Source organism: Parasphingomonas zepuensis (assembly GCF_036663735.1).
Lineage (GTDB): Bacteria > Pseudomonadota > Alphaproteobacteria > Sphingomonadales > Sphingomonadaceae > Sphingomonas.
In genome coordinates this window covers 396,171-418,173 of record NZ_JAXOJO010000002.1, presented here as the reverse complement: position 1 = coordinate 418,173, position 22,003 = coordinate 396,171, and the positions used below count along the sequence as shown (strand labels likewise).

Annotated in this window: 19 protein-coding genes; 11 read left to right on the top strand and 8 right to left on the bottom strand. The window is 65.2% G+C overall.

The window, feature by feature from the left end; all coding sequences use genetic code 11:
- The first annotated feature begins 53 nt into the window (after window positions 1–53).
- Both rplJ and rplL read left to right on the top strand, forming a co-directional pair.
- Window positions 54–575 carry a 50S ribosomal protein L10 gene (gene rplJ / locus U1769_RS08365; RefSeq protein ID WP_332714644.1) on the top strand — a complete coding sequence of 174 codons (522 nt, stop codon included), beginning with the start codon at window positions 54–56 and terminating at the stop codon, window positions 573–575.
- An 85-nt stretch (window positions 576–660) separates the two neighbouring features.
- A complete protein-coding gene (gene rplL / locus U1769_RS08360; protein ID WP_332714642.1) occupies window positions 661–1,038 on the top strand; it encodes a 50S ribosomal protein L7/L12 in 378 nt (125 codons plus the stop codon).
- 89 nt (window positions 1,039–1,127) lie between these two features.
- Here the strand turns inward: rplL and U1769_RS08355 are convergent, their stop codons facing one another.
- The 3 genes from U1769_RS08355 to U1769_RS08345 form a co-directional block, all read right to left on the bottom strand.
- A complete protein-coding gene (locus U1769_RS08355) occupies window positions 1,128–2,441 on the bottom strand; it encodes a hypothetical protein (RefSeq protein WP_332714640.1) in 1,314 nt (437 codons plus the stop codon).
- A gap of 162 nt (window positions 2,442–2,603) precedes the next feature.
- A complete protein-coding gene (locus U1769_RS08350) occupies window positions 2,604–3,839 on the bottom strand; it encodes a hypothetical protein (protein ID WP_332714638.1) in 1,236 nt (411 codons plus the stop codon).
- A complete protein-coding gene (locus U1769_RS08345) occupies window positions 3,836–4,165 on the bottom strand; it encodes a hypothetical protein (RefSeq protein ID WP_332714636.1) in 330 nt (109 codons plus the stop codon). Before U1769_RS08345 ends, U1769_RS08350 begins: the two co-directional genes overlap by 4 nt.
- Here U1769_RS08345 and rpoB point away from each other — a divergent pair.
- The 3 genes from rpoB (at window position 4,164) to U1769_RS08330 (ending at window position 13,254) form a co-directional block, all read left to right on the top strand.
- Complete coding sequence (gene rpoB / locus U1769_RS08340) at window positions 4,164–8,315, top strand: DNA-directed RNA polymerase subunit beta (protein ID WP_332714634.1); 4,152 nt, start codon at window positions 4,164–4,166, stop codon at window positions 8,313–8,315. The two genes, U1769_RS08345 and rpoB, sit on opposite strands and share 2 nt — an antisense overlap.
- A gap of 159 nt (window positions 8,316–8,474) precedes the next feature.
- Complete coding sequence (rpoC, locus tag U1769_RS08335) at window positions 8,475–12,746, top strand: DNA-directed RNA polymerase subunit beta' (RefSeq protein ID WP_332714631.1); 4,272 nt, start codon at window positions 8,475–8,477, stop codon at window positions 12,744–12,746.
- Between the two features lie 142 nt (window positions 12,747–12,888).
- Entirely contained in the window at window positions 12,889–13,254 is a 366-nt protein-coding gene (locus U1769_RS08330; protein WP_332714628.1) for a DUF1428 domain-containing protein, read from the top strand.
- A gap of 4 nt (window positions 13,255–13,258) precedes the next feature.
- On the opposite strand, the gene U1769_RS08325 is transcribed toward U1769_RS08330, so the two are convergent.
- Entirely contained in the window at window positions 13,259–13,960 is a 702-nt protein-coding gene (locus tag U1769_RS08325) for a zinc ribbon domain-containing protein (protein ID WP_332714626.1), read from the bottom strand.
- A gap of 227 nt (window positions 13,961–14,187) precedes the next feature.
- On the opposite strand from U1769_RS08325, the gene U1769_RS08320 reads away from it, so the two are divergent.
- From U1769_RS08320 to U1769_RS08305, 4 genes are all read left to right on the top strand, one after another.
- Window positions 14,188–14,577, top strand: coding sequence for a hypothetical protein (locus tag U1769_RS08320; protein WP_332714624.1), 390 nt, complete (start codon window positions 14,188–14,190; stop codon window positions 14,575–14,577).
- Between the two features lie 52 nt (window positions 14,578–14,629).
- Entirely contained in the window at window positions 14,630–15,094 is a 465-nt protein-coding gene (locus U1769_RS08315) for a DUF5991 domain-containing protein (RefSeq protein WP_332714622.1), read from the top strand.
- 76 nt (window positions 15,095–15,170) lie between these two features.
- Window positions 15,171–15,761 carry a TetR/AcrR family transcriptional regulator gene (locus U1769_RS08310; RefSeq protein WP_332714620.1) on the top strand — a complete coding sequence of 197 codons (591 nt, stop codon included), beginning with the start codon at window positions 15,171–15,173 and terminating at the stop codon, window positions 15,759–15,761.
- A gap of 35 nt (window positions 15,762–15,796) precedes the next feature.
- A complete protein-coding gene (locus U1769_RS08305; RefSeq protein ID WP_332714618.1) occupies window positions 15,797–16,693 on the top strand; it encodes a hypothetical protein in 897 nt (298 codons plus the stop codon).
- Between the two features lie 22 nt (window positions 16,694–16,715).
- On the opposite strand, the gene U1769_RS08300 is transcribed toward U1769_RS08305, so the two are convergent.
- Both U1769_RS08300 and U1769_RS08295 read right to left on the bottom strand, forming a co-directional pair.
- The gene (locus U1769_RS08300; protein WP_332714616.1) at window positions 16,716–17,258 is read right to left on the bottom strand and encodes a hypothetical protein; all 543 of its coding nucleotides are present in this window, start codon (window positions 17,256–17,258) and stop codon (window positions 16,716–16,718) included.
- Window positions 17,258–18,238 carry a GlxA family transcriptional regulator gene (locus U1769_RS08295; RefSeq protein WP_332714614.1) on the bottom strand — a complete coding sequence of 327 codons (981 nt, stop codon included), beginning with the start codon at window positions 18,236–18,238 and terminating at the stop codon, window positions 17,258–17,260. The genes U1769_RS08300 and U1769_RS08295 overlap by 1 nt, the downstream gene beginning before the upstream one ends.
- A 112-nt stretch (window positions 18,239–18,350) precedes the next feature.
- Here U1769_RS08295 and U1769_RS08290 point away from each other — a divergent pair, with 112 nt between their 5' ends.
- Both U1769_RS08290 and U1769_RS08285 read left to right on the top strand, forming a co-directional pair.
- The gene (locus U1769_RS08290; protein ID WP_332714612.1) at window positions 18,351–19,061 is read left to right on the top strand and encodes a dienelactone hydrolase family protein; all 711 of its coding nucleotides are present in this window, start codon (window positions 18,351–18,353) and stop codon (window positions 19,059–19,061) included.
- Window positions 19,062–19,201: 140 nt separating this feature from the next.
- A complete protein-coding gene (locus tag U1769_RS08285; protein ID WP_332715758.1) occupies window positions 19,202–20,032 on the top strand; it encodes an alpha/beta fold hydrolase in 831 nt (276 codons plus the stop codon).
- A 108-nt stretch (window positions 20,033–20,140) separates the two neighbouring features.
- Here the strand turns inward: U1769_RS08285 and U1769_RS08280 are convergent, their stop codons facing one another.
- Both U1769_RS08280 and U1769_RS08275 read right to left on the bottom strand, forming a co-directional pair.
- Window positions 20,141–21,028, bottom strand: a complete 888-nt coding sequence (locus tag U1769_RS08280) for a kinase (RefSeq protein WP_332714610.1) — start codon at window positions 21,026–21,028, stop codon at window positions 20,141–20,143.
- A complete protein-coding gene (locus U1769_RS08275; RefSeq protein ID WP_332714608.1) occupies window positions 21,025–22,002 on the bottom strand; it encodes a 2-hydroxyacid dehydrogenase in 978 nt (325 codons plus the stop codon). The genes U1769_RS08280 and U1769_RS08275 overlap by 4 nt, the downstream gene beginning before the upstream one ends.
- Window position 22,003: the final 1 nt, after the last annotated feature.

Genomic DNA, 22,003 nt, shown 5'->3' with positions numbered 1-22,003 from the left:
GGTTTAACCGGCCCTTCCGTTCCGACGGACGGGTCAAAAACGTGGAGAATGGCATGGATCGTGCTCAAAAGGCCGAGTTCGTCGCCGAGCTGAACCGCACCTTCAACGAGGTCGGCGTGGTGGTCGTCACCCGCAACCTCGGACTCACCGTCGCACAGTCCACTGTGCTGCGGAACAAGATGCGCGACGCCGGCGCGACCTATAAGGTCTCGAAGAACAAGCTTGCCAAGATCGCGCTCGACGGCACCGACTATCTCTCGCTGGGCGATCTGCTCACCGGGCCGGTAGGCCTTGCCACCTCGATCGATCCGGTCGCTGCAGCCAAGGTTGCGGTCGATTTCGCGAAGACGAACGACAAGTTCGAAATCGTCGGTGGATCGATGGGCGCGACTGTCCTCGACGTCGAAGGCGTGAAGGCGCTCGCAACACTGCCCTCGCTGGATGAACTGCGTGCCAAGATCGTGGGCCTCCTGGTTGCACCTGCAACCAAGCTCGCGACGATCACTCAGGCTCCTGCGGCGCAGCTCGCACGCGTGCTCGCGGCTTACGCCGACAAGGACAAGGAAGCTGCCTGATATCGGCACCGCTGATATCGGACACTGACAGACTTTTTGAACTGAACCTCATGGGACGACATCGTCCCGCTACGGAGAATATATCATGGCAGACCTGAACGCGCTGGTTGACCAGCTGAGCGAACTGACCGTCCTCGAAGCCGCTGAGCTTTCGAAGCTGCTCGAAGAGAAGTGGGGCGTTTCCGCCGCCGCTGCCGTCGCTGCTGCGCCGGCCGCTGGTGGTGGCGCCGCTGCACCGGCTGCTGAAGAGCAGACCGAATTCGACGTCATCCTCACCGGCGACGGTGGCAAGAAGATCAACGTCATCAAGGAAGTCCGCGCGATCACCTCGCTCGGCCTGACCGAAGCCAAGACGCTGGTCGAGTCGGCTCCCAAGGCCGTCAAGGAAGGCGTGTCGAAGGACGAAGCCGCCAAGATCAAGGCTCAGCTCGAAGCCGCTGGCGCGACCGTCGAGGTCAAGTAATTTCCGCTTCGGCGTGAATTCTTCCGGCGCGAGCCGGGACCAGAAGAGGGCGGCCCCGCAAGGGGTCGCCCTTTTCGTGACCGGCCCGGTCAGCGCCGAACGGTGATGGTATAAGGCAGCGTGGTCACGTCGGCCTGCATGCGCGGGCCTGCATCGAGACGGAAGGGCGCCATCTTGGCCCCCTCCCCACGATCGATCCCGATGACGAACGATGCCGCGGTCTGGCCCGCCTCGCCGTCCCGCTCGTACAGCAAGTTGATCGCCAGTACGGGCACGAACAACACCCTGCCCTGCACCGTCATGGTGCTCAGCATCTCTTTGGGCATCATCGCCATGCCGCTGAGTTCGATCGCTGCATGCGGCGGGATGTCGAACGGAGGCGTGATCGGGCACTCGATCGGGCTGGAGAAAAGGCTGCGGATCCAGCCATCCTGCTCGGCGCCGGCACTCAGCAGCCGGACATCGGCCTGCACTGCCCGGGCCGGTGCGTCGCCGCCGTTGCGCACCACGATATCGTAATCGACCGCGGCGCTCAGCAGGTTCGTGCCCGCCCGCTTCGCCCGCAACTCGATATCGAGCATGGCGGGCACGATCGCCGGGGCGACCGGGGCCACGGCCGGCTCGACCGGAGCGGGAGGCGCCTCAGGCCCGAACTCAAGCGGCGCTGGCTCGGGCGCAACCGCAGCATCCGCCGCGACCGCCCCAAGATCGAATATGGCATGCGCGCCGCGCTTGGGCGGAGCGATCGGATCGAGCGGCGCCCGGATGGGTGCAGCCGTGATCGGCGTATGGACCGGCTCGGCCACTTGCTCGGGTGACGGGGACGGCACGTCGGCGATCAGATCGAAGCGCGCATGATCCTCCCGCTCGGCGACCAACTCGTCATAATCCTCGTCTCGCCCGAGCCGTTGCCGGCGCAAGAAGACGAGGCCGCCGACCAGAAGCGCCGCCAGTGCGGCCGCCCCGCCGAGCATCGGCCAGAACGGAGCCCGCGTCGCGGTTGCCGCGACTGGCTCCGGCGCAAGGGTCGCACTTTCCTGCGAGACGAGCGGCGAGGGAAGCGGAGCGACGGGAAGCGGCGTCTCAGCGGGCACCGGGATCGGCGTTACCGTTGGCGTCGGCACCGGCACCGCCGCGCGCGCTGGCGGCGTGGCGACCGCGCGAGGTAACGACACGGTCGGTGTCCGCGCCGGCGGCGGGCTAGCCGCAGGCGTTGGCGTCGGAAGGGTGCTGACCACTGGCGGCGCTGCCGGGCGACTTACGGTCGAGCCGGGGCGCGGTGTCAGGCTGAAATTCTCGAGACCCGGAATCAGCATCGGCGTCGGGGTGGGAGTCGGTGCGGGAACACCCTGGGCGCTGGCAGGCGCCGCCGCGCCGAACGCGGCGAGCAACGGCAACGTCAATGCCCGCCAATGGCGAGCGGATCGTTTGGACATCATCCCCACCCCTGCTGCCTTAGCGCCGCGTTCCTGAACGCGATACGACAGCTTTGGTCCCTGCGGAAAATCGTTGAACGCGGCACGGCCCGCCTCCCACAAGGACAGACGGGCCGGACCGCGCTGGGCTTAGGCGTGTTCGGGAACGCCGTGCAGGCGCGCCTCGACATCATCGTGCATCGCACGTTCGCTCAACAGGATCGGCGACATTGCAGGACTACCTTCCTCGCTCACCCCGATCGTGAACGAGGCGGAGGTGCGGCCTTCGCTGCCGTCCGGCAGCGTATACCGCGCGTCGGCGACGACGATGGGCAGGATCGAACCGCTGGTGCTCTCGATCAGGCCGGCCTTTGACAAGGCCAGGGTCGCATCGACGCGGGTTCCTTCACCCGGCTCGATCGTCACTGACGGCACGCCATCCTCGCCGCGCTCGATCAGCATGCGCTCCATCTCGGTGCCCGTGGCGGGCGGCGCAGCGAACATGAAGGTCGAGATGCGGACGTCGCGGGCGGCAACCGATCCGGCATTACCCACAGTGAGCTCAATCTCGACCAGGGCCTCGTCGACATTCGTGCCGGCGCGGACCGGGCGAAGCGAGAATTCCAGCCACGGGCGATCGGCCACCGGCGCGTCGGCCTCCGTCAGCGACGCAACCTCCTCGGCCTCAGGCGTGGCCAGCGCTGCGTCCTCGACAGCTAACATCGCGGGTTCGCCAATTGGGGTAGAAAGCGGTGCAGTGCGCAGGAACTGCGGCGCAGGTTCAGGCGCGAAGGCTATCGGCTCGGCGCGGATCGGTGCCGGTTCGACAAGCATCGGCTCCTCATAATAAAGTTCGTCCTCATCGACACGACGGCGGCGAATGAGGAAGAGACCGATTGCGCCGATCAGGAGCACGGCACCGGCCAGCAGCCACGGCCAGACCGGCGTGCTTTCAGTAGCGGTCGATGTCTCACTTGCCGTCTCCGGGGCACTTGGCGCAGGGGCCACGGCCTCGACCGGCGGAGGGGTTACGGGAGCCGGCGTCACGGCGAGCGGTGCGGCAACGGGCGCGGCCGCAACCGGCGCAGGCGCAGCGCGGACCGGGGTCGCAGCCCGCACCGCGCGCGTACGCGTTACGGTACGGGTGGTCCTCGCGACCGGAGGCGGCGTCGCGTCTTCTGGCGCCGCGGCCACCGTAGGCGTAACGGGCGGCGGCGTTGTGGCCGCCTGCGGCACGATTGTCGGCACGACGGGCGGTGGCGCGACGGTCTGCACCGGCGGAGCGGGTGCTGGCTGCAGATCCTGCGCGAGCGCGGGTGCGGCCAACAACAGAGTGGCGGGGATGAGCGCGGCGAACGCGCGGCGATTTGCGAGTTGCTGTTTCATGACGTAGCCTCAATGAAGGGAACCGGCAATCGGACCCGCGGAAACACCGGAATCGCGCTGAACCGTTTCGTTGCGCCGTTGAAGCGACGTACGCTGCGTCGATTGACAGTTTCCAACACGCTCCCTATATCGCGTCCCTCACCACAGCTCTCGGGAAATGACGTGCCGTCGCGCAGCATGTCGATCGAATTGGGAGTTGCGGCATCATAAGACGCCAGGAGCTGCTGTTTTCCGAAAAGGAAAACTCGCGGCTTTTTGCGTCTTTCCGCGTGCCCGCCCGGTGGATTCCGGGCATGAATTAATAGCTGTAAGGCGAAAAACTCCATGGCGACCAAGGCAATCGAGGGCGGCACGCTTAAGCGCCGCATCCGCAAGGTGTTCGGCAACATCCACGAAGTGGTGCAGATGCCGAACCTGATCGAGGTTCAGCGCGAATCCTACGAGCAGTTCCTGCGGTCGGATCCCTCGATCGGCTATGTGTCGGGCCTGGAGAAGACCCTGCGCTCGGTCTTCCCGATCCGCGATTTCGCCGGCACCGCCGAACTCGACTTCGTGAATTACGAGCTCGAGCCGCCGAAGTTCGACACCGACGAGTGCCGCCAGCGCGGCATCACCTATGCAGCGCCGATGCGCGTTACCCTCCGCCTGATCGTGTTCGAGGTGGACGCCGATACCGAGGCCCGGTCGGTCCTCGATATCAAGGAGCAGGACGTGTACATGGGCGACATGCCGCTCATGACGCAGAACGGCACCTTCATCATCAACGGCACCGAGCGCGTGATCGTCAGCCAGATGCACCGCTCGCCGGGCGTCCTGTTCGATCATGACCGCGGCAAGACTCACGCGTCGGGCAAGTACCTCTTCGCGGCGCGCGTCATTCCGTATCGCGGCTCGTGGCTGGACTTCGAGTTCGACGCCAAGGACATCGTCAACGTCCGCATCGATCGCAAGCGCAAGCTGCCGGTCACGGCGCTGCTCTATGCGCTCGGCCTGAACTCCGAGGAGATCCTCAACTATTTCTACAACCGCGTGACCTTCGTCCGCGGCCAGGGCGGCTGGGTCATCCCTTTCCAGGCCGAGAACTGGCGCGGCCAGAAGCCGATGTTCGACATCATCGATGCGAAGACCGGCGAAGTCGTGTTCCCGTCGGGCCAGAAGATTTCTCCCCGCGCCGCGAACAAGGCAGCCAAGGACGGCCTGACCGACCTGCTGATCCCGACCGAAGAGATCTTCGGCCGCTATTCGGCTTATGATCTGGTCAACGACGCGACCGGCGAGATCTACATCGAAGCCGGCGACGAAGTGACTGGCGAGAATCTCGAACTGCTCGACAAGGCCGGCATCGACCGGATCGAGCTGCTCGACATCGATCACGTCGCCACCGGCCCGTGGATTCGCAACACGCTCAAGGCCGACAAGGCCGAAGAGCGCGAGCAGGCGCTCAGCGACATCTACCGCGTCATGCGCCCCGGCGAGCCGCCGACGCTGGAGACCGCAGAGTCGCTGTTCAGCGGCCTGTTCTTCGATCCCGATCGCTACGACCTGTCGGCCGTGGGCCGCGTCAAGCTGAACATGCGCCTCGACCTCGACGTCGAGGACACCGTCACCACGCTGCGCACCGAGGATATCCTCGCAGTTGTGAAGACTCTGGTCGACCTGAAGGACGGCAAGGGCGAGATCGACGACATCGACAATCTCGGCAACCGCCGCGTGCGTTCGGTGGGCGAGTTGCTCGAGAATCAGTACCGCGTCGGCCTGCTCCGCATGGAGCGTGCCGTTAAGGAGCGGATGAGCTCGGTCGACGTGTCGACCGTGATGCCGAACGACCTGATCAACGCCAAGCCGGCGGTTGCCGCGGTGCGCGAATTCTTCGGCTCGTCGCAGCTGTCGCAGTTCATGGATCAGACCAACCCGCTTTCCGAAGTGACGCACAAGCGTCGCGTCTCGGCGCTTGGGCCGGGCGGTCTCACTCGTGAGCGCGCTGGCTTCGAAGTCCGCGACGTTCACCCGACCCATTATGGCCGCATCTGCCCGATCGAGACGCCGGAAGGCCCGAACATCGGCCTGATCAACTCGCTCGCCAGCTTCAGCCGCGTCAACAAATACGGCTTCATCGAGACGCCGTACCGCAAGGTCGTGGACCACAAGGTCACCGACGATGTCGTCTATCTGTCGGCGATGGAAGAGGCCAAGCACACGATCGCGCAGGCCAACGCCGAGCTCGACGAGACCAAGGGCTTTGTCGAGGATCTGGTGTCGTCGCGTCAGGCCGGTGAATTCCTGATGGCGATCCCCGACAACATCACGCTGATGGACGTCAGCCCCAAGCAGCTCGTCTCGGTCGCCGCGTCGCTCATTCCGTTCCTGGAAAACGATGACGCCAACCGCGCGCTGATGGGCTCGAACATGCAGCGTCAGGCAGTGCCGCTGGTTCGCGCCGAGGCACCGTTCGTCGGCACCGGCATGGAAGAGACCGTGGCGCGCGATTCGGGCGCTGCGATCTCGGCCAAGCGCTCAGGCATCGTCGACCAGGTCGACGCGGCGCGCATCGTGGTTCGCGCCACGGGCGAGGTCGAGGCCGGCCAGTCGGGCGTCGACATCTACACGCTGATGAAGTTCCAGCGCTCCAACCAGAACACCTGCATCAACCAGCGTCCGCTGGTGAAGGTGGGCGACGCGGTGCGCGCCGGCGACATCATCGCCGACGGCCCGTCGACCGAGTTCGGCGAGCTGGCGCTGGGCCGCAACGCGCTCGTCGCGTTCATGCCCTGGAACGGCTATAATTATGAGGATTCGATCCTCATCTCCGAGCGTATCGTGAAGGACGACGTCTTCACCTCGATCCACATCGAGGAATTCGAAGTCATGGCGCGCGACACCAAGCTCGGGCCGGAAGACATCACGCGCGATATCCCGAACGTCGGCGAGGAAGCGCTTCGCAACCTCGACGAAGCGGGCATCGTCTATATCGGCGCCGAAGTGGAGCCGGGCGACATCCTGGCCGGCAAGATCACCCCCAAGGGTGAATCGCCGATGACGCCGGAGGAAAAGCTCCTCCGCGCCATCTTCGGCGAAAAGGCGTCGGACGTGCGCGATACGTCGCTCCGCCTGCCGCCGGGCGTTGCCGGTACCGTCGTCGAGGTCCGGGTGTTCAACCGCCACGGCATCGACAAGGACGAGCGCGCGATGGCGATCGAGCGCGAGGAGATCGAGCGCCTGAAGAAGGACTCGGACGACGAACGCTCCATCGTGAACCGCGCGACCTGGTCGCGTCTTCGCGAGATGCTGCTAGGCCAGACCGCGACCGCCGCGCCGAAGGGCCTGAAGAAGGGCGTCGAGATCGACGCCGACCTGCTCGACAGCGTCGATCGCCACGAGTGGTGGAAGTTCGCCGTCGCCGACGACAAGATCCAGAGCGATCTGGAGGCGGTCAAGGCCCAGTATGACGATGCGGTGAAGCTGATCACGGACAAGTTCCATGATCGTCGCGAGAAGCTCGAGCGGGGCGACGAGCTGCCGCCGGGCGTGCTCAAGATGGTCAAGGTCTTCGTCGCGGTGAAGCGTAAGCTGCAGCCGGGCGACAAGATGGCCGGCCGTCACGGCAACAAGGGCGTGATCAGCCGCATCCTGCCGGGCGAGGACATGCCGTTCCTCGCCGACGGGACGCCGGTCGATATCGTGCTGAACCCGCTGGGCGTGCCATCGCGCATGAACGTCGGGCAGATCTTCGAGACACATCTCGGCTGGGCCGCCCGCGGTCTGGGTGGGCAGATCGGCCAGGCGCTCGAGGATTGGCGCGAAGCGAACCCCGATCCCAAGCCGGGCCAGATGCCCGACGTGGTCAAGGATCGCCTCAAGACCGTCTATGGCGAACAATACCATGCCGAGATCGACGCGCGCACGAGCGACGAGATCATCGAACTGGCGCAGAATCTGCGCGGCGGCGTGCCGATGGCGACGCCGGTGTTCGACGGCGCCCGTGAGGCGGATGTCTCGGCGATGCTCACGCTCGCCGGGCTCGACACCTCGGGCCAGTCGGACCTGTTCGACGGCCGCACGGGCGATCAGTTCGATCGCAAGGTGACGGTGGGCTATATCTACATGCTGAAGCTGCACCATCTGGTGGACGACAAGATCCACGCACGCTCGATCGGCCCGTACAGCCTCGTTACCCAGCAGCCGCTGGGCGGCAAGGCCCAGTTCGGCGGGCAGCGCTTCGGCGAGATGGAGGTCTGGGCGCTCCAGGCTTATGGCGCCGCCTATACGCTGCAGGAAATGCTCACGGTGAAGTCCGACGACGTGGTCGGCCGCACCAAGGTCTATGAGGCGATCGTCAAGGGTGACGATACGTTCGAGGCCGGCATCCCCGAAAGCTTCAACGTGCTGGTCAAGGAAATGCGGTCGCTGGGCCTGAACGTCGAGCTGAAGAGCATCGAGCAGTTCGACAGCGACGGTGTGGCCATCGCCGCCGAGTAAGGACGCCTCAGCGCCCTCTCCCTGCGGGAGAGGGTCGGGGTGAGGGCGAGCAGCAGCTCATCGGTCGGCAACGGTCACCCTCACCCTCCCGGGCTTTCAGCCTGGGTCCCTCCCTCTCCCGATGGAGAGGGGCAAGATTTCAAGGAAGGGTTCGAACCCATGAACGAACTGACCAACTTCGCCAATCCGGTCGCCAAGGCCGAGACCTTCGACCAGATCCAGATCGGCATCGCTTCCCCCGAGCGCATCCGTTCCTGGTCGTTCGGCGAGATCAAGAAGCCGGAGACCATCAACTACCGCACGTTCAAGCCGGAGCGTGACGGCCTGTTCTGCGCGCGCATCTTCGGCCCGATCAAGGATTACGAGTGCCTGTGCGGCAAGTACAAGCGCATGAAGTACAAGGGCATCGTCTGCGAGAAGTGCGGCGTCGAGGTCACCGTCTCGAAGGTCCGCCGCGAGCGCATGGGCCATATCGAGCTGGCCGCCCCGGTCGCGCACATCTGGTTCCTGAAGTCGCTGCCGTCGCGCATCGGCCTGCTGCTCGACATGCAGCTGAAGCAGCTCGAGCGCGTCCTGTATTTCGAGGCGTACATCGTGATCGAGCCGGGCCTGACCCCGCTCGAAAAATATCAGCTCCTCACCGAGGACGAGCTCCTCGACGCGCAGGATGAATATGGCGAGGACGCGTTCTCGGCCGGCATCGGCGCCGAGGCGGTCCGCATCATGCTCGAGAGCCTGGATCTCGAAGGCGAGCGCAAGGACCTGCTGGAAGAACTGGCCGTCACCAAGTCCGAGCTGAAGCCGAAGAAGATCATCAAGCGGCTGAAGGTCGTCGAGAGCTTCATCGATTCCGGCAACCGCCCGGAGTGGATGATCCTCGAGGTCGTGCCTGTCATCCCGCCCGAGCTGCGCCCGCTGGTGCCGCTGGACGGCGGCCGCTTCGCGACGTCGGATCTGAACGATCTGTATCGCCGCGTGATCAACCGCAACAACCGCCTGAAGCGCCTGATGGAGCTGCGTGCGCCGGACATCATCGTCCGCAACGAAAAGCGCATGCTGCAGGAAGCCGTCGACGCCCTGTTCGACAACGGCCGTCGCGGTCGCACGATCACGGGCGCCAACAAGCGCCCGCTGAAGTCGCTGTCCGACATGCTCAAGGGCAAGCAGGGCCGCTTCCGTCAGAACCTGCTCGGCAAGCGCGTCGACTATTCGGGTCGCTCGGTCATCGTGACCGGTCCGGAGCTCAAGCTGCACCAGTGCGGCCTGCCGAAGAAGATGGCGCTCGAGCTGTTCAAGCCGTTCATCTACGCCCGCCTGGACGCCAAGGGTCTCTCCATGACCCTGAAGCAGGCCAAGAAGTGGGTCGAGAAGGAGCGCAAGGAAGTCTGGGACATCCTCGACGAAGTCATTCGCGAGCACCCGGTCATGCTCAACCGCGCGCCGACGCTTCACCGTCTCGGCATCCAGGCGTTCGAGCCCGTGCTGATCGAGGGCAAGGCGATCCAGCTTCACCCGCTGGTCTGCTCGGCCTTCAACGCCGACTTCGACGGTGACCAGATGGCCGTTCACGTCCCGCTGAGCCTCGAGGCCCAGCTGGAAGCGCGCGTCCTGATGATGTCGACCAACAACATCCTGTCGCCAGCGAACGGCAAACCGATCATCGTGCCGTCGCAGGACATGGTCCTCGGCCTCTATTATCTGTCGATGATGAAAGAGGACGAGCCCGGCCAGGGCATGATGATCTCCGACATGTCGGAGGTCCATCAGGCGATCGAGGCAGGCGCGGTGACGCTCCACACCAAGATCATCAGCCGCGTTCCGCAGACCGACGAGGCCGGCAACCAGTATCTCAAGCGCTACGAGACCACCCCGGGCCGCATGCTGCTCGGCGAGTGCCTCCCGAAAAGCTCGAAGGTGCCGTTCGACACCGTCAACCGCCTCCTCACCAAAAAGGACGTGGGCGACGTGATCGACGAGGTCTATCGCCACACCGGCCAGAAGGAGACCGTGCTGTTCGCCGACGCGATCATGGCGCTCGGCTTCAAGCACGCGTTCAAGGCGGGCATCTCGTTCGGCAAGGACGACATGATCATTCCGGACGCGAAGGTTCCGCTGGTCGATGAGACCCGTGCCCTCGTGAAGGACTTCGAGCAGCAATATCAGGACGGTCTGATCACGCAGCAGGAGAAGTACAACAAGGTGATCGACGCCTGGAGCCGTTGCGGTGATCAGGTGGCGAACGCCATGATGGACGAGATCAAGTCGGTGAAGAAGCTGCCCAACGGCCGCGAAGCCCCGATCAACTCGATCTACATGATGGCGCACTCCGGTGCCCGCGGTTCGCAGGCGCAGATCAAGCAGCTGGCCGGCATGCGCGGCCTGATGGCCAAGCCGTCGGGCGAGATCATCGAAACGCCGATCATCTCGAACTTCAAGGAAGGCCTGACCGTCCTTGAGTATTTCAACTCCACCCACGGCGCCCGCAAGGGTCTCGCGGATACGGCGTTGAAGACCGCCAACTCGGGCTACCTGACCCGCCGTCTGGTCGATGTGTCGCAGGATTGCGTCATCATCGAGAATGATTGCGGCACCGAGCGTGCGCTGGAAATGCGCGCGATCGTTCAGGGCGGCTCGACCATCGCCTCGCTCGGCGAGCGTATCCTGGGCCGCACCACGGCCGAGGACATCATCGATCCGAAGACCAACGCAGTCGTCATCCCGTCGGGCACGTTGCTCGACGAGCCGATGATCACGCAGATCGAAGCGCTCGGCACCCAGTCCTGCAAGATCCGCAGCCCGCTGGTCTGCGAAACCAAGATCGGCGTCTGCGGCAAATGCTATGGGCGCGATCTCGCCCGCGGTACGCCCGTGAACATCGGCGAGGCTGTCGGCGTCATCGCCGCTCAGTCGATCGGCGAGCCGGGCACGCAGCTGACGATGCGGACCTTCCACATCGGCGGTGCGGCGCAGCTCAACGAGCAGTCGAACCTCGAGGCGGTTGCCGACGGGACGATGGAATATCGCGATCTTCGCATCATCATGGATCAGCGCGGCCGCCGCGTCGTGCTGAGCCGGTCGGGCGAGCTCGCGATCGTCGACATGGATGGGCGTGAGCGGGCGGTGCATCGCATCCCTTACGGTGCCTATGTCCTGTTCGATGACGGCCATATCGTCACCAAGGGCGACCGGATGGCGGAATGGGATCCGTTCACCATGCCGGTGATCACCGAGAACCCCGGCATCGTGAAGTATGTCGATCTGATCGAGGGCAAGACGCTCACCGAGCAGGCCGATGAAGCAACCGGTATCTCGCAGCGTGTCGTCATCGAATATCGTGCCGCGACCAAGTCGAAGGAGGATCTGCGTCCGCGCCTGACCCTGCTCGACGAAGGTTCGGGCGAGGCCGGCCGCTACATGCTCGCACCGGGGGCAACGCTCTCGGTCGAGGATGGCGCGCAGGTCCAGGGCGGCGACGTTCTGGCGCGTGTCTCTCGCGAAGCCGCGAAGACGCGTGACATCACCGGCGGTCTGCCCCGCGTCGCGGAGCTGTTCGAAGCACGCAAGCCCAAGGAAAACGCGATCATCGCGAAGGTCTCGGGCCGCGTCGTGTTCGGCAAGGACTACAAGGCCAAGCGCAAGATCGGCATCCAGCCCGAGGACGGCAGCGAGGTCGTGGAGTATCTGGTGCCGAAGTCGAAGGTGATCGACGTTCAGGAAGGCGACTACGTCAAGCGTGGCGACAACCTGATCGGCGGCAGCCCGGATCCGCACGACATTCTCGAAGTGCTCGGCATCGAGCCACTGGCGGAATATCTCGTGTCGGAAATCCAGGAGGTCTATCGTCTCCAGGGCGTGAAGATCAACGACAAGCACATCGAGGTGATCGTTCGCCAGATGCTGCAGAAGGTCGAGATCACCGACGGCGGCGACACCACACTGCTGGCCGGCGAGCAGGTCGATCGCGACGAGATGGACGACATCAACTCGAAGCTCGAAAAGAAGCTCAACAAGGCAGTCGGCAAGCCCGTCCTGCTCGGCATCACCAAGGCGTCGCTGCAGACCCGCAGCTTCATCTCGGCGGCGTCGTTCCAGGAGACCACCCGCGTCCTCACCGAGGCGGCAGTCCAGGGCAAGCAGGACATGCTGATCGGCCTGAAGGAGAATGTCATCGTCGGCCGCCTGATCCCGGCGGGTACCGGCGCGGGCATGAACCGCCTGCGGGTCGCGGCCTCCAGCCGCGATGCGGCACTCCGCGTGCAGCAGCGTCGCCTCGCCGAGGTGGCTCTGGTCGCGCCGAACTCGGCCGCCGAGGAACATGCGGCTGAGCTGGTGCGGGACGTGCGCGACGACACGGGCAGCGATGCCCTGGCGTCGGTCACGCCCTCGGGCCACGGCACCGACGAGGATGCCGGCGAGTATCTGAACAGCTGATCCAGCCGTTCATTGCTGACCGAAATACCGCCGTCCGGGCTTGCCCGGGCGGCGGTTTTCGTTGGTGCCCGGGAGGCCTGTACGTCGCGCGATCGGCACGGCATTATGGCTGGACCGTATCCGGCAAGAAGGAGTCCGAACGATGTATGTCGCAGGCCTCGTGATCCCCGTGCCCGCCGAAAAGATGGAGGCCTATCGCGAATGGGCCGAGAACGGCGCGCGCATCTTCAAGCGCTATGGCTGTCTGGAAATCGTCGAATCCTGGGAGGACAATGTCCCCCTCGGCAAAAACACCGATTTTCGCCGAGCCGTGGATGCCAGGGCAGGTGAGAAGGTCGTTTTTACCTGGCAGATCTGGCCCGACAAGCAGAGCTTGGCCGACGCGGAGGACCGGATGCACGAGGACGGCGTGCTAGAGACCTCGGCCGAAATCCCGTTCGCGGCGGAACGCCTGATCCTCGGCTGCTTCGAGCCGATCTGCACCATGGGCCGGCCATCGGGCACCTGATCGGTCAGTCCAGGGCGCAATCGTTGAGGATGGTGGTACCACCCAGCGCCCGGACACTCCCGCAATTGACGGTGATCGCCTGCCCTTTCGACAGCAAGGCGAGCCGCTCGCGATAGCCGCTCGGGAAGTTGACGATCATGTAATTCAGTCGCGAGCGCCCCTCCAGCGACAGCGCTGGGGTCGATCCGGGCGTCACCATCGTCGCGATGATGCCCGACACGCGGACCGGTCCATTATAGCGCAGCGCGGCACCCTGCGGATCGTTGAAGAAGGCCGAGTCCAGCGACGCTGCGGTCGTGGAGGTCGGCGTGCCCGTGGTCAGCCGGTCTGCGTCGGCCCGGGCGGCATCGACTGAGCGTTCGCTGGCACCGTTCGCACCACCGTCGCCGCCCGCAACGGGTGCGGCAGAACCGGCCGCCTGACGCGCGTTGTCAGCGACTGGGGCTGTGCCATCGCGCCTTGACCAAAGGAGCAGGCCTATCACGACGACCGCCACGATGATGACGAGCGGCAGGATCAGGCGAGCCCCTCCGCCAGCCGGCGCGATCGGTATGGCACGATGATCGGGCGAAGGAGATGCTGGGGCGTAACCGCTGGCCTGCGCTTCCTGTGGCGCCGCGATCGCCTCATCCCGCGAGACACCACATGAGGGGCAGAATCGCGCTCCGTCCGGAAGCTGGGAACCGCACTGGCTGCAAAATGCCATCGTCGCTCTCCTGATTTTGTCCCCGTAACGACGCACGGCCAGCTCCGATCGTTCCCGCAAGCGAACAACCTGATGCCGCCACGAGAGGTTCGATCCGACCCGCCGTTGAATTCTCAAATAAATTAAGCGCTGTTCATTTAATGTTAATTGAACAGTGCTTAATTAGGTCGGGTGGCACCGTAAGCCGCGAACGGCCGCCAGCTGGTGGCCCGAAAAGGAGAACGACCATGAAGCCCACCATCATTCTGAGCGCCCTCGCCGCGATGACGGCGCTCGTCAGTCAGCCGGCAGCGGCTTACCCGATCAAGACCACGGGCAAGACCCTGGCCAGCCCGCAACTGGCGGTCGATCTGCTCCGCCAGATCCAAGTCTATTCCAAGACGACCGGCGGCTGCGCCTTCGTGTTTTCGGCGCATATGCAGGTGCTGCCGCGCACCTATGTGCCGGTTGCGCCTGCCGCCCCCGCTACCGCGCGTGGCGGCCATTTCGAGGAATGGACCGTCAACGCCTGCGCCGCCCGCCAGCGCTTCCTGATCGCCATGTGGCCATCGCCGCGCGGTGGCGCCGATTTCACGGTGACGCCGATCACCGGCCGCATGCCGCTGCACGGCAATTGAGCCGCTGCGGCGATTCGAACGTTTCACCCCTGCTAGAACGGGAGACTTCATCATGTTGAACACGATCAAGAGCACCGCTGCGCTGGCCCTTGCTTTGGCCGCCATCACCCCCTTCGCACCGGCCGCAGCTGCGCCGTTGCCCGAATGGTACGGCCGCTATGTGTGGGAGGAGCCGCTTGGGCGGATCGGCGGATCGACGCCGTCGGAAGGCGTCGCGGCCTTCGTCACGTACACCCTGGCTGTCGGGCCGGGCAACGGATCGACCAGCTGCCTGCTGGAAGCTCAGGGATACCAGACCAACCGGCGGATTCAGTGCACCGCAACGCCCCAAGGCAATTCGGTGATCATCAAATTCTACAAATTCGGCCCCGACAATATCGGCGGCGGCTACCCGGTGGGAGCGCAGCTGTTGACGCTGACACGAAACGGCAACGCGATCGTCACGCGCCTGCAGGCGCTGAGCCCGGCGAGCGATGCGACGCCGCGGACGGGCCGGTTGTTCCGACAGGTCGGCTGATCCACGATCAGTCCCGGGACGGCCGTCGGCATACCGCCGGCGGCCGGTTCCAGCGCACTAAGCAGACGAGAAATACATGGGCCGACGATCCGATCACAGCCGGGACGAACTGCGCACGCTGATCCTCGACGCGGGTCAGACGCTGATGGCCGAAGTCGGATTCGCCGACTTCTCCGCGCGCGAGGTGGCGAAGCGGATCGGCTATTCCATCGGCACGATCCACAATGTGTTCGGCAATGTCGATGGTCTCGTCACGGCGATCAACACGGCGACATTCGGCGAATGGGCCGACGCGCTCGAAGCCAGTCTCGCGCCTGATCCACACGACAGGATCGCGGCGCTGGTCGAAGCCTATTTCCGTTTCGCGCGTGACAATCCTCGCCGCTGGGCCGCGATCTACGATCATCGTCCCGCCGCCGAGACGCTGACACCGGCACAGCAGGAGACCCGGGGCCGGCTGATGCGGATCGTGGTCGGCGAGGTTGCCGCCGCGCTCGGCCGGGCGCCCGACGAGGCGATCGGCACCCTGGCGCGATCGCTCGTCGCCACGGTCCACGGCCATTGCAGCTTCGCCGTCACGGGCTCCTGGGCCGCCATGGGACAGACCGATGTGGAGGCAGTCGCGCTCGCGCGCGTCCGGGAAAGCCTCGCCGCGGTTCGCCCCTGACCAGCACACACCATTCCTGATCGAGAGGTGATGCCATGACTCGCAACGAACCGCTCAGCCCGACCCGGATCGGCCCTATCGACCGCCTCGCCGGTGTAGCGCCCCAGTTCTTTCCGGACGGGGACCGCTATCTCTATCGCCATGATGGCTCCGGCGCGCCGATCCCGGCTACCGTCGCGGAACGCGACCAGTTCGTGCACGACGGCTGGCGTTCTTTGCTGCTTCACCTGGCGGCACTGGCGCTCGGCATCTGGGCCGCAACGTTGCTGGCAGCACGACTCCACCCGGACGGCGACGTCGCACGCGCGGCGATCGGCACGCTGATCGCATCCTGCATCGGCCTGTTGCTCTACCGCTCCCATATCTGGGCCATCCACGCGCCGGCGCGCGCGCTTTCCAGCAGGACTCCCGTCGGTCCCGCTGGCCAGATCAATGTCACGCGCTGGCCCAGGTACAGGGCAATCTTCGGCGGCACGCTGGTCGTCATCGTCGCCGCGGCCATGCACAGCCACACCACGCTCAGGGACGCGGTCGCGTTCGCGATCGTCGGGATCACCGTCGGCCTGGTCCTCACGGTCCTCAAATGGCGGTTCGAACGCAAATTCACGCCAGTTCAACGGCGCGAGGCCGCAGAGCGGCGCAAAACCGTGCGGGCACAAAACCGTTCGCAATTCTCGCTGCGCAAGCTGCTCGTGCTGCTGATGTTCATGGCAGTGGAGGCCGTCGTGATGCTCTCCGTCTTCATCGTGATCATGGGGATCAGTCTGGAGATCGCCGGCTCGCCCTGGAATGATCCCGCTCCGGGGCCGTTCCTGATCGGTTTCTTCGTCGCGATCGTCGCGATCGTGTTCGCCCTGTGGCCGATCGAGTCGCTGTGCCGGCGATGGATCGGCACCACCCCGATGGATGAGCTAAGCTGGCTGCCCGCCTGAACCGCAGGCGCGCAGTCCTGCGTCAGGGAACGGTGGACGTGCGGACAAACGATCCGCCGTACCAGTTGCCGGTAGGTTTGCCGTGCCGGTCGAACTGGCGCGACATCATCGCATATTCGTCGTTCGACACCCATTGATAGTCGTAGATGCGATAGCTTCCTTCAGGTTCGTCCTGGAAATGCAGCGTCAGGTGCAGATCGGATCGGTCGTTCAGCTGGCCCGTTCCGGACCCGGTTCGCGCCTGTCCGAAATGCGACAAATGGTGAACCTGCTTGCGGGCATCGTCATAGGTCCACAGGATGTGGCCCTTCAGATCGGGGGTGTTGACGACGCACAGGACGCTGCGGTCGGTATTCACGGCAGCGCATCTGGTATGATGCCCGGGGATGGAGAGGGTCTCGACGGTCTTGCCATCCCAGACCTGCTGGAACCGGTCGCCCTTCAGCGTCCACTCTCCGAAGAAGCGGGCGAATGGATTGCCGGCGCGGGCACCGCCGACGTTCTGCGCCGGGGCCGGCAGCGGAACCGCCAGCAGCAACAGCATGCTCATCGACAACGGCTTCATCACACCCCTCCTCCTTCAGCTCGCAGACGCGAGAAACGACGGCGATAATCGGACGGCGTCAGGCCAACGATGCCGCGGAAGACCCGGCGAAAGCCGCGGGCATCGAGGTAGCCGACATTTGCCGCGATCTCATCGACCGGCAGTCGTGAAAACTCGAGCAACTCCCGCGCGCGCGTCATCCGCAGACGCTGCTGATATTCGCTCGGCTTCATGCCGGTGGCGTGTGCGAACCGCCGCAGGAATGTCCGTGGCTCGAGGCCCGCCTGCCGGGCGATCTCGGCCACCGTCACCGCGCGTTCGCGCTGGGCGGAGAGCCAGTTCTGCGCCTTCAGGATCGCGGCGTCGCCATGCTTGGTCCGCGGCTCGAACCCGCTGTAGAAGCGCTGCTCCCGGCCGGGCGGATCGACATTCATGTACCGCGCCGTCTCGAGCATGACGGCCGGCCCGAGAAATCGCTCTGTTAGGCGCAGTCCCAGGTCGGCCCAGGCCAGCGCGCCGCCGGCAGTCAGCACGTCGCCATAATCGATCACCATGTGATCCGATTCCATCAGGACGTCGGGAAACCGCGCCGAGAACTGATCGCTGAAGGCCCAGTGAGTCGTCGCCTGCCGCCCCGCCAGCAGGCCGGTCCTCGCCAGGAGGAAGACACCGCCGCAGACGGCGGCGAGCACGGCGCCATCGGCATGTTTCTCGCGCAGCCAGGTGACGAAGGGGCTGTCGTGATCCGGCTCCTCGATCGCGCGGTGGTTGTTGGGAATGATCACCACGCCGGGCATGTGGGGCGATCCCGGAAAGCTGTCATAGACGCAGCGGACGATTGGCTGCTCCTCGTCCGCGCGCCAATGCGTGATGCGCACCGGCGGTCCGGCGCCCGGGGCTTCGCGCCTCGCCGCGAAATCATTGGCATAGCTGAACAGATCGGTCAGCCCGTACATCCCGCCATTCGCTGTGCCGGCATCGCACGCCAGGGCGACCTCCATCCGGCTTGCCGGGGATATGACAGTTTCAGCCCTGTCTTTTGTCATATCCGTCCATGGTGCGGTGATCCCTCCCGCTCCTAGGCTGTCCCCCACGGACAGAGGGGTGCATCCTATGCCTGATACGATCGACATTCAAACTGAGGGCGGGGAATTCTCCGCTTATGTCGCCAGGCCGGCCAGCACTCCGGCACCGGTCGTGATCGTCCTTCACGAAGTCTTTGGCGTTAATGACGATATCCGGCAGACCTGCCGCGAAATGGCGGGGAGCGGCTTCATCGCGATCGCGCCCGAATTGTTCTGGCGGCAGGAGCGCGGCGTCGATCTCAACAGCTGGTCGGACGAGGAGTGGCGCAAAGGCCTGGCCCTATACACCGCTTATGATCGCGACGCCGGCGTGCGCGACATCGTCGCGACGGTGCGCGCAGCGCAGCAGCTGGAGGGCGCCAATGGCAAGGTGGCGGTGATGGGTTTCTGCCTGGGCGGCCTGATGACCTTTCTCACCGTCGCCCGGCACGAGGTGGACGCAGCCGTCGCTTATCATGGCGGCGATACCGAACGCTATCTGGACGAGGCACCCGCCATCACCGCCCCATTGCTGATGCACCTCGCCGAAGCTGACGAATATATCGACAGCGACGCCCGGGCACGCATCACGGCGGCGCTCGCGCGTGTGCCCAGCGCCACGGTCTACAGTTATCCCGGCCAGCATCATGCCTTCGCGCGCCACAATGGCACTCATTACGACGCTGACGCCGCAGCGTTGGCGAATGGACGAACCATAGCCTTCCTTGCCGAGCATCTCGGCTTGGGGAGCGCGGCATGACCGACTCAGAACCGTCCCGAATTACCTCGCGCCGCCAAGTGCTGGCCGGCATTGGCGCAGCCGCGGCGCTCTCCCAATGGCCGGTGGCGGCGGCCGGAGCCCGGCCCGATCCTGTTCACGCAAGCAAGGGAAGCAACGATATGGCCAGCGGCACCTTCACCACCCGGGACGGCACGGAAATCTACTATAAGGATTGGGGCACGGGCCAGCCGATCGTGTTTCACCACGGCTGGCCGCTGAGCGCCGACGACTGGGATAGCCAGATGCTGTTCTTCCTGGCGCAGGGCTATCGCGTGATCGCCCATGATCGCCGCGGCCATGGGCGCTCAACCCAGACCGACCTCGGCAACGACATGGACACCTACGCCGCCGACTGCGCCGCGCTGGTACAGCATCTCGGCATCCGCGACGCCATCCATGTCGGCCACTCCACCGGCGGCGGCGAGGTGATCCGTTATGTTGCACGACATGGGGGCGGAGGGCTGGTGGCCAAAGCGGCCATTATCTCTGCCATCCCGCCGATCATGGTGAAGTCCGCTGCCAATCCGGGGGGCACACCGATCGAGATATTCGACGGATACCGTGCCGGTATGGCGAACCGCGCCCAATTCTACCGCGATATCCCGGAAGGCCCATTTTACGGTTACAACCGGCCGGGAGCGAAGGTCTCGCCGGGCGTCATAGACAATTGGTGGCGCCAGAGCATGATGGGCGGCACCAAGGCGCATTATGACTGCATCAAGGTCTTTTCGGAGACCGACCATACCGAGGATCTGAAGAAAATCGCCCTGCCCGTGCTGGTGATGCACAGCGAAGACGATCAGATCGTGCCGTTCGCCGATTCAGCCCCGCTTGCCGCCAGGCTGCTCCCCAAGGGCACGCTGAAAGTCTACAAGGGCTTGCCGCACGGCATGCCGACCACGCATGCGGACATCATCAACGCTGACCTGCTGGCGTTCTTCCGCGCCTAGCATTGCGTTCGATCCGCACTGGTTCGGCCAATTAGAGCGGGATGACTTAGCTAGACCCGCTCGAAACGAACGGAGAGGGAAGCCGATTCCACGCGATGTCATCCCGCGCTAGCGGGACGGTGGCGCGAGCCCTTCGATTCCAGCGACATCCTGGCGCGCATCGAGCGTGACCAGGATGTCAGCGGTATCGGGCAGCGTGCGGAACATGTGGCGCGTAAGGCGCTCATAATGGGCGACGAAGCGCCGAACCGCGTCATCGCTCATCGATCGCCCGCCCGGCTCCTGCCGGTCGCGCAGCTTGCGTTCCTGGAGCAGCCGGTTCTCCACGACCAGGTCGAAGCTCGGCGGCCTGAGCATGACCAGGCGGTCGAGTCTGGCGAACAGCTGCGCGTAATCACTCGCGAGCCGGTCGTTGACATAACTCCGCCAGATTCCGTCAGGATCTTCGTCGGCCTCAAGCTCGTTGACCGGCTGCACGAGCGCGTCGGCAGCTTCGGGCTGGGCGCCGATGCACCAGCCTTCGAACAGGATCAGATCGGGCGCGGCGGGCGCTGTCGTCCATTGCTCCGGCGGCAGACGATCGTCGAGCGCCTTGCTGAAACGCGGCAACGCCGCGCCCTCACCACCGCGCAACGCATCGAGGATCGCGCAGCCAAGCACTACGTCGTGCGTGCCTGGCACGCCCCGCGTTGCCAGCAGCGGGTGTACAGAGCGGGCTAACGCTGCGCGCGCGTCATGCGTGAGATAAAGATCGTCGAGCGACACGGTGACCGCGCTCAAGCCAAGATCAGGCAGCAGAGCGTGTTCGAGAAAGGCGCAAAGCGTCGATTTGCCGCTGCCCTGCGCACCGTTCACTCCGATCACCAACGGGCGGCCGGCTGCGCCGTGCCATCCAGCGATCGTCGCCGCGAGCGGCCGCCACCAGCGATCGACCACTGCGGCGTAGGACGCCGGCAGCCGCTCGCTGGCGATCAGCGCCGCGACGGCGTCGCTCACGCCACCCGGTCCGGCGGCGGCTTGCCCTCGAACCACGCTTCGAGATTGGCAAAGGCGCGCATGCCCATCGCCACGCGAGTCTCGCGCGTGGCGCTGCCGAGATGCGGCAACAGCACCGCATTCTCCAGCACGCGCAGCGCCGGCGACACATTCGGTTCGCCGACGAACACATCGAGCCCCGCGCCCGAGATCGTCCGCGCCTGAAGTGCCGCGATCAGGGCGGCTTCATCAATCACGTCGCCGCGCGCGGTGTTGATCAGGATGGCATGCGAAGGCATGCGCGCGATCGCCTCGGCCCCGATCAGATGACGCGTCTCGGCACCACCGGGCACATGGATCGAGACGAAGTCCGACTGGCCGAGCAGATCGCCGAGATCCGGTACGAAGCGCGCGCCGAGCCGGTCGGTCAGGTCCGCCGGGCCGGGGCGCCGCGCGTAATAAGCGATCTCCATGCCGAAACCGAGGCGCGCGCGCTCCGCCGTCGCCTGGGCGATACGTCCGAACCCGACCAGCCCGAGAGTCTTGCCCTTCAGGCTGGTGCCCAGCAGGTGCGTCGGGCGCCAGCCGGTCCAGTTGCCGGCGCGGAGTTCCCGTTCGCCCTCGCCCGCGCGCCGCGCGGTCATCAGGATCAGGGTCAGCGCCAGATCGGCGGTCGCGTCCGTCAGCACGCCGGGCGTATTGGTGACGGCGATCCCGGCGGCCGTCGCGGCCGCCACGTTGATATGTTCGAAACCGACGCCGTAACTGGCGATGATCGCAGCCCGCCGCCCTTCGACACCAAGGATGCCAGCGTGCATCCGATCAGTGATCGTCGGGCAGATTGCGTCATATTCCCGCATGCCGGCAATGAGCGCGGCATCGTCGAGCGGCGTGTCGGTAGCATTCAACGTAACGTCGAAGCGCTGCGCGAGGCAGCGCTCCACCGCTTCCGGCCATGTGCGCGTCACCAGGACGCGCGGACGATCTCCCGCCACG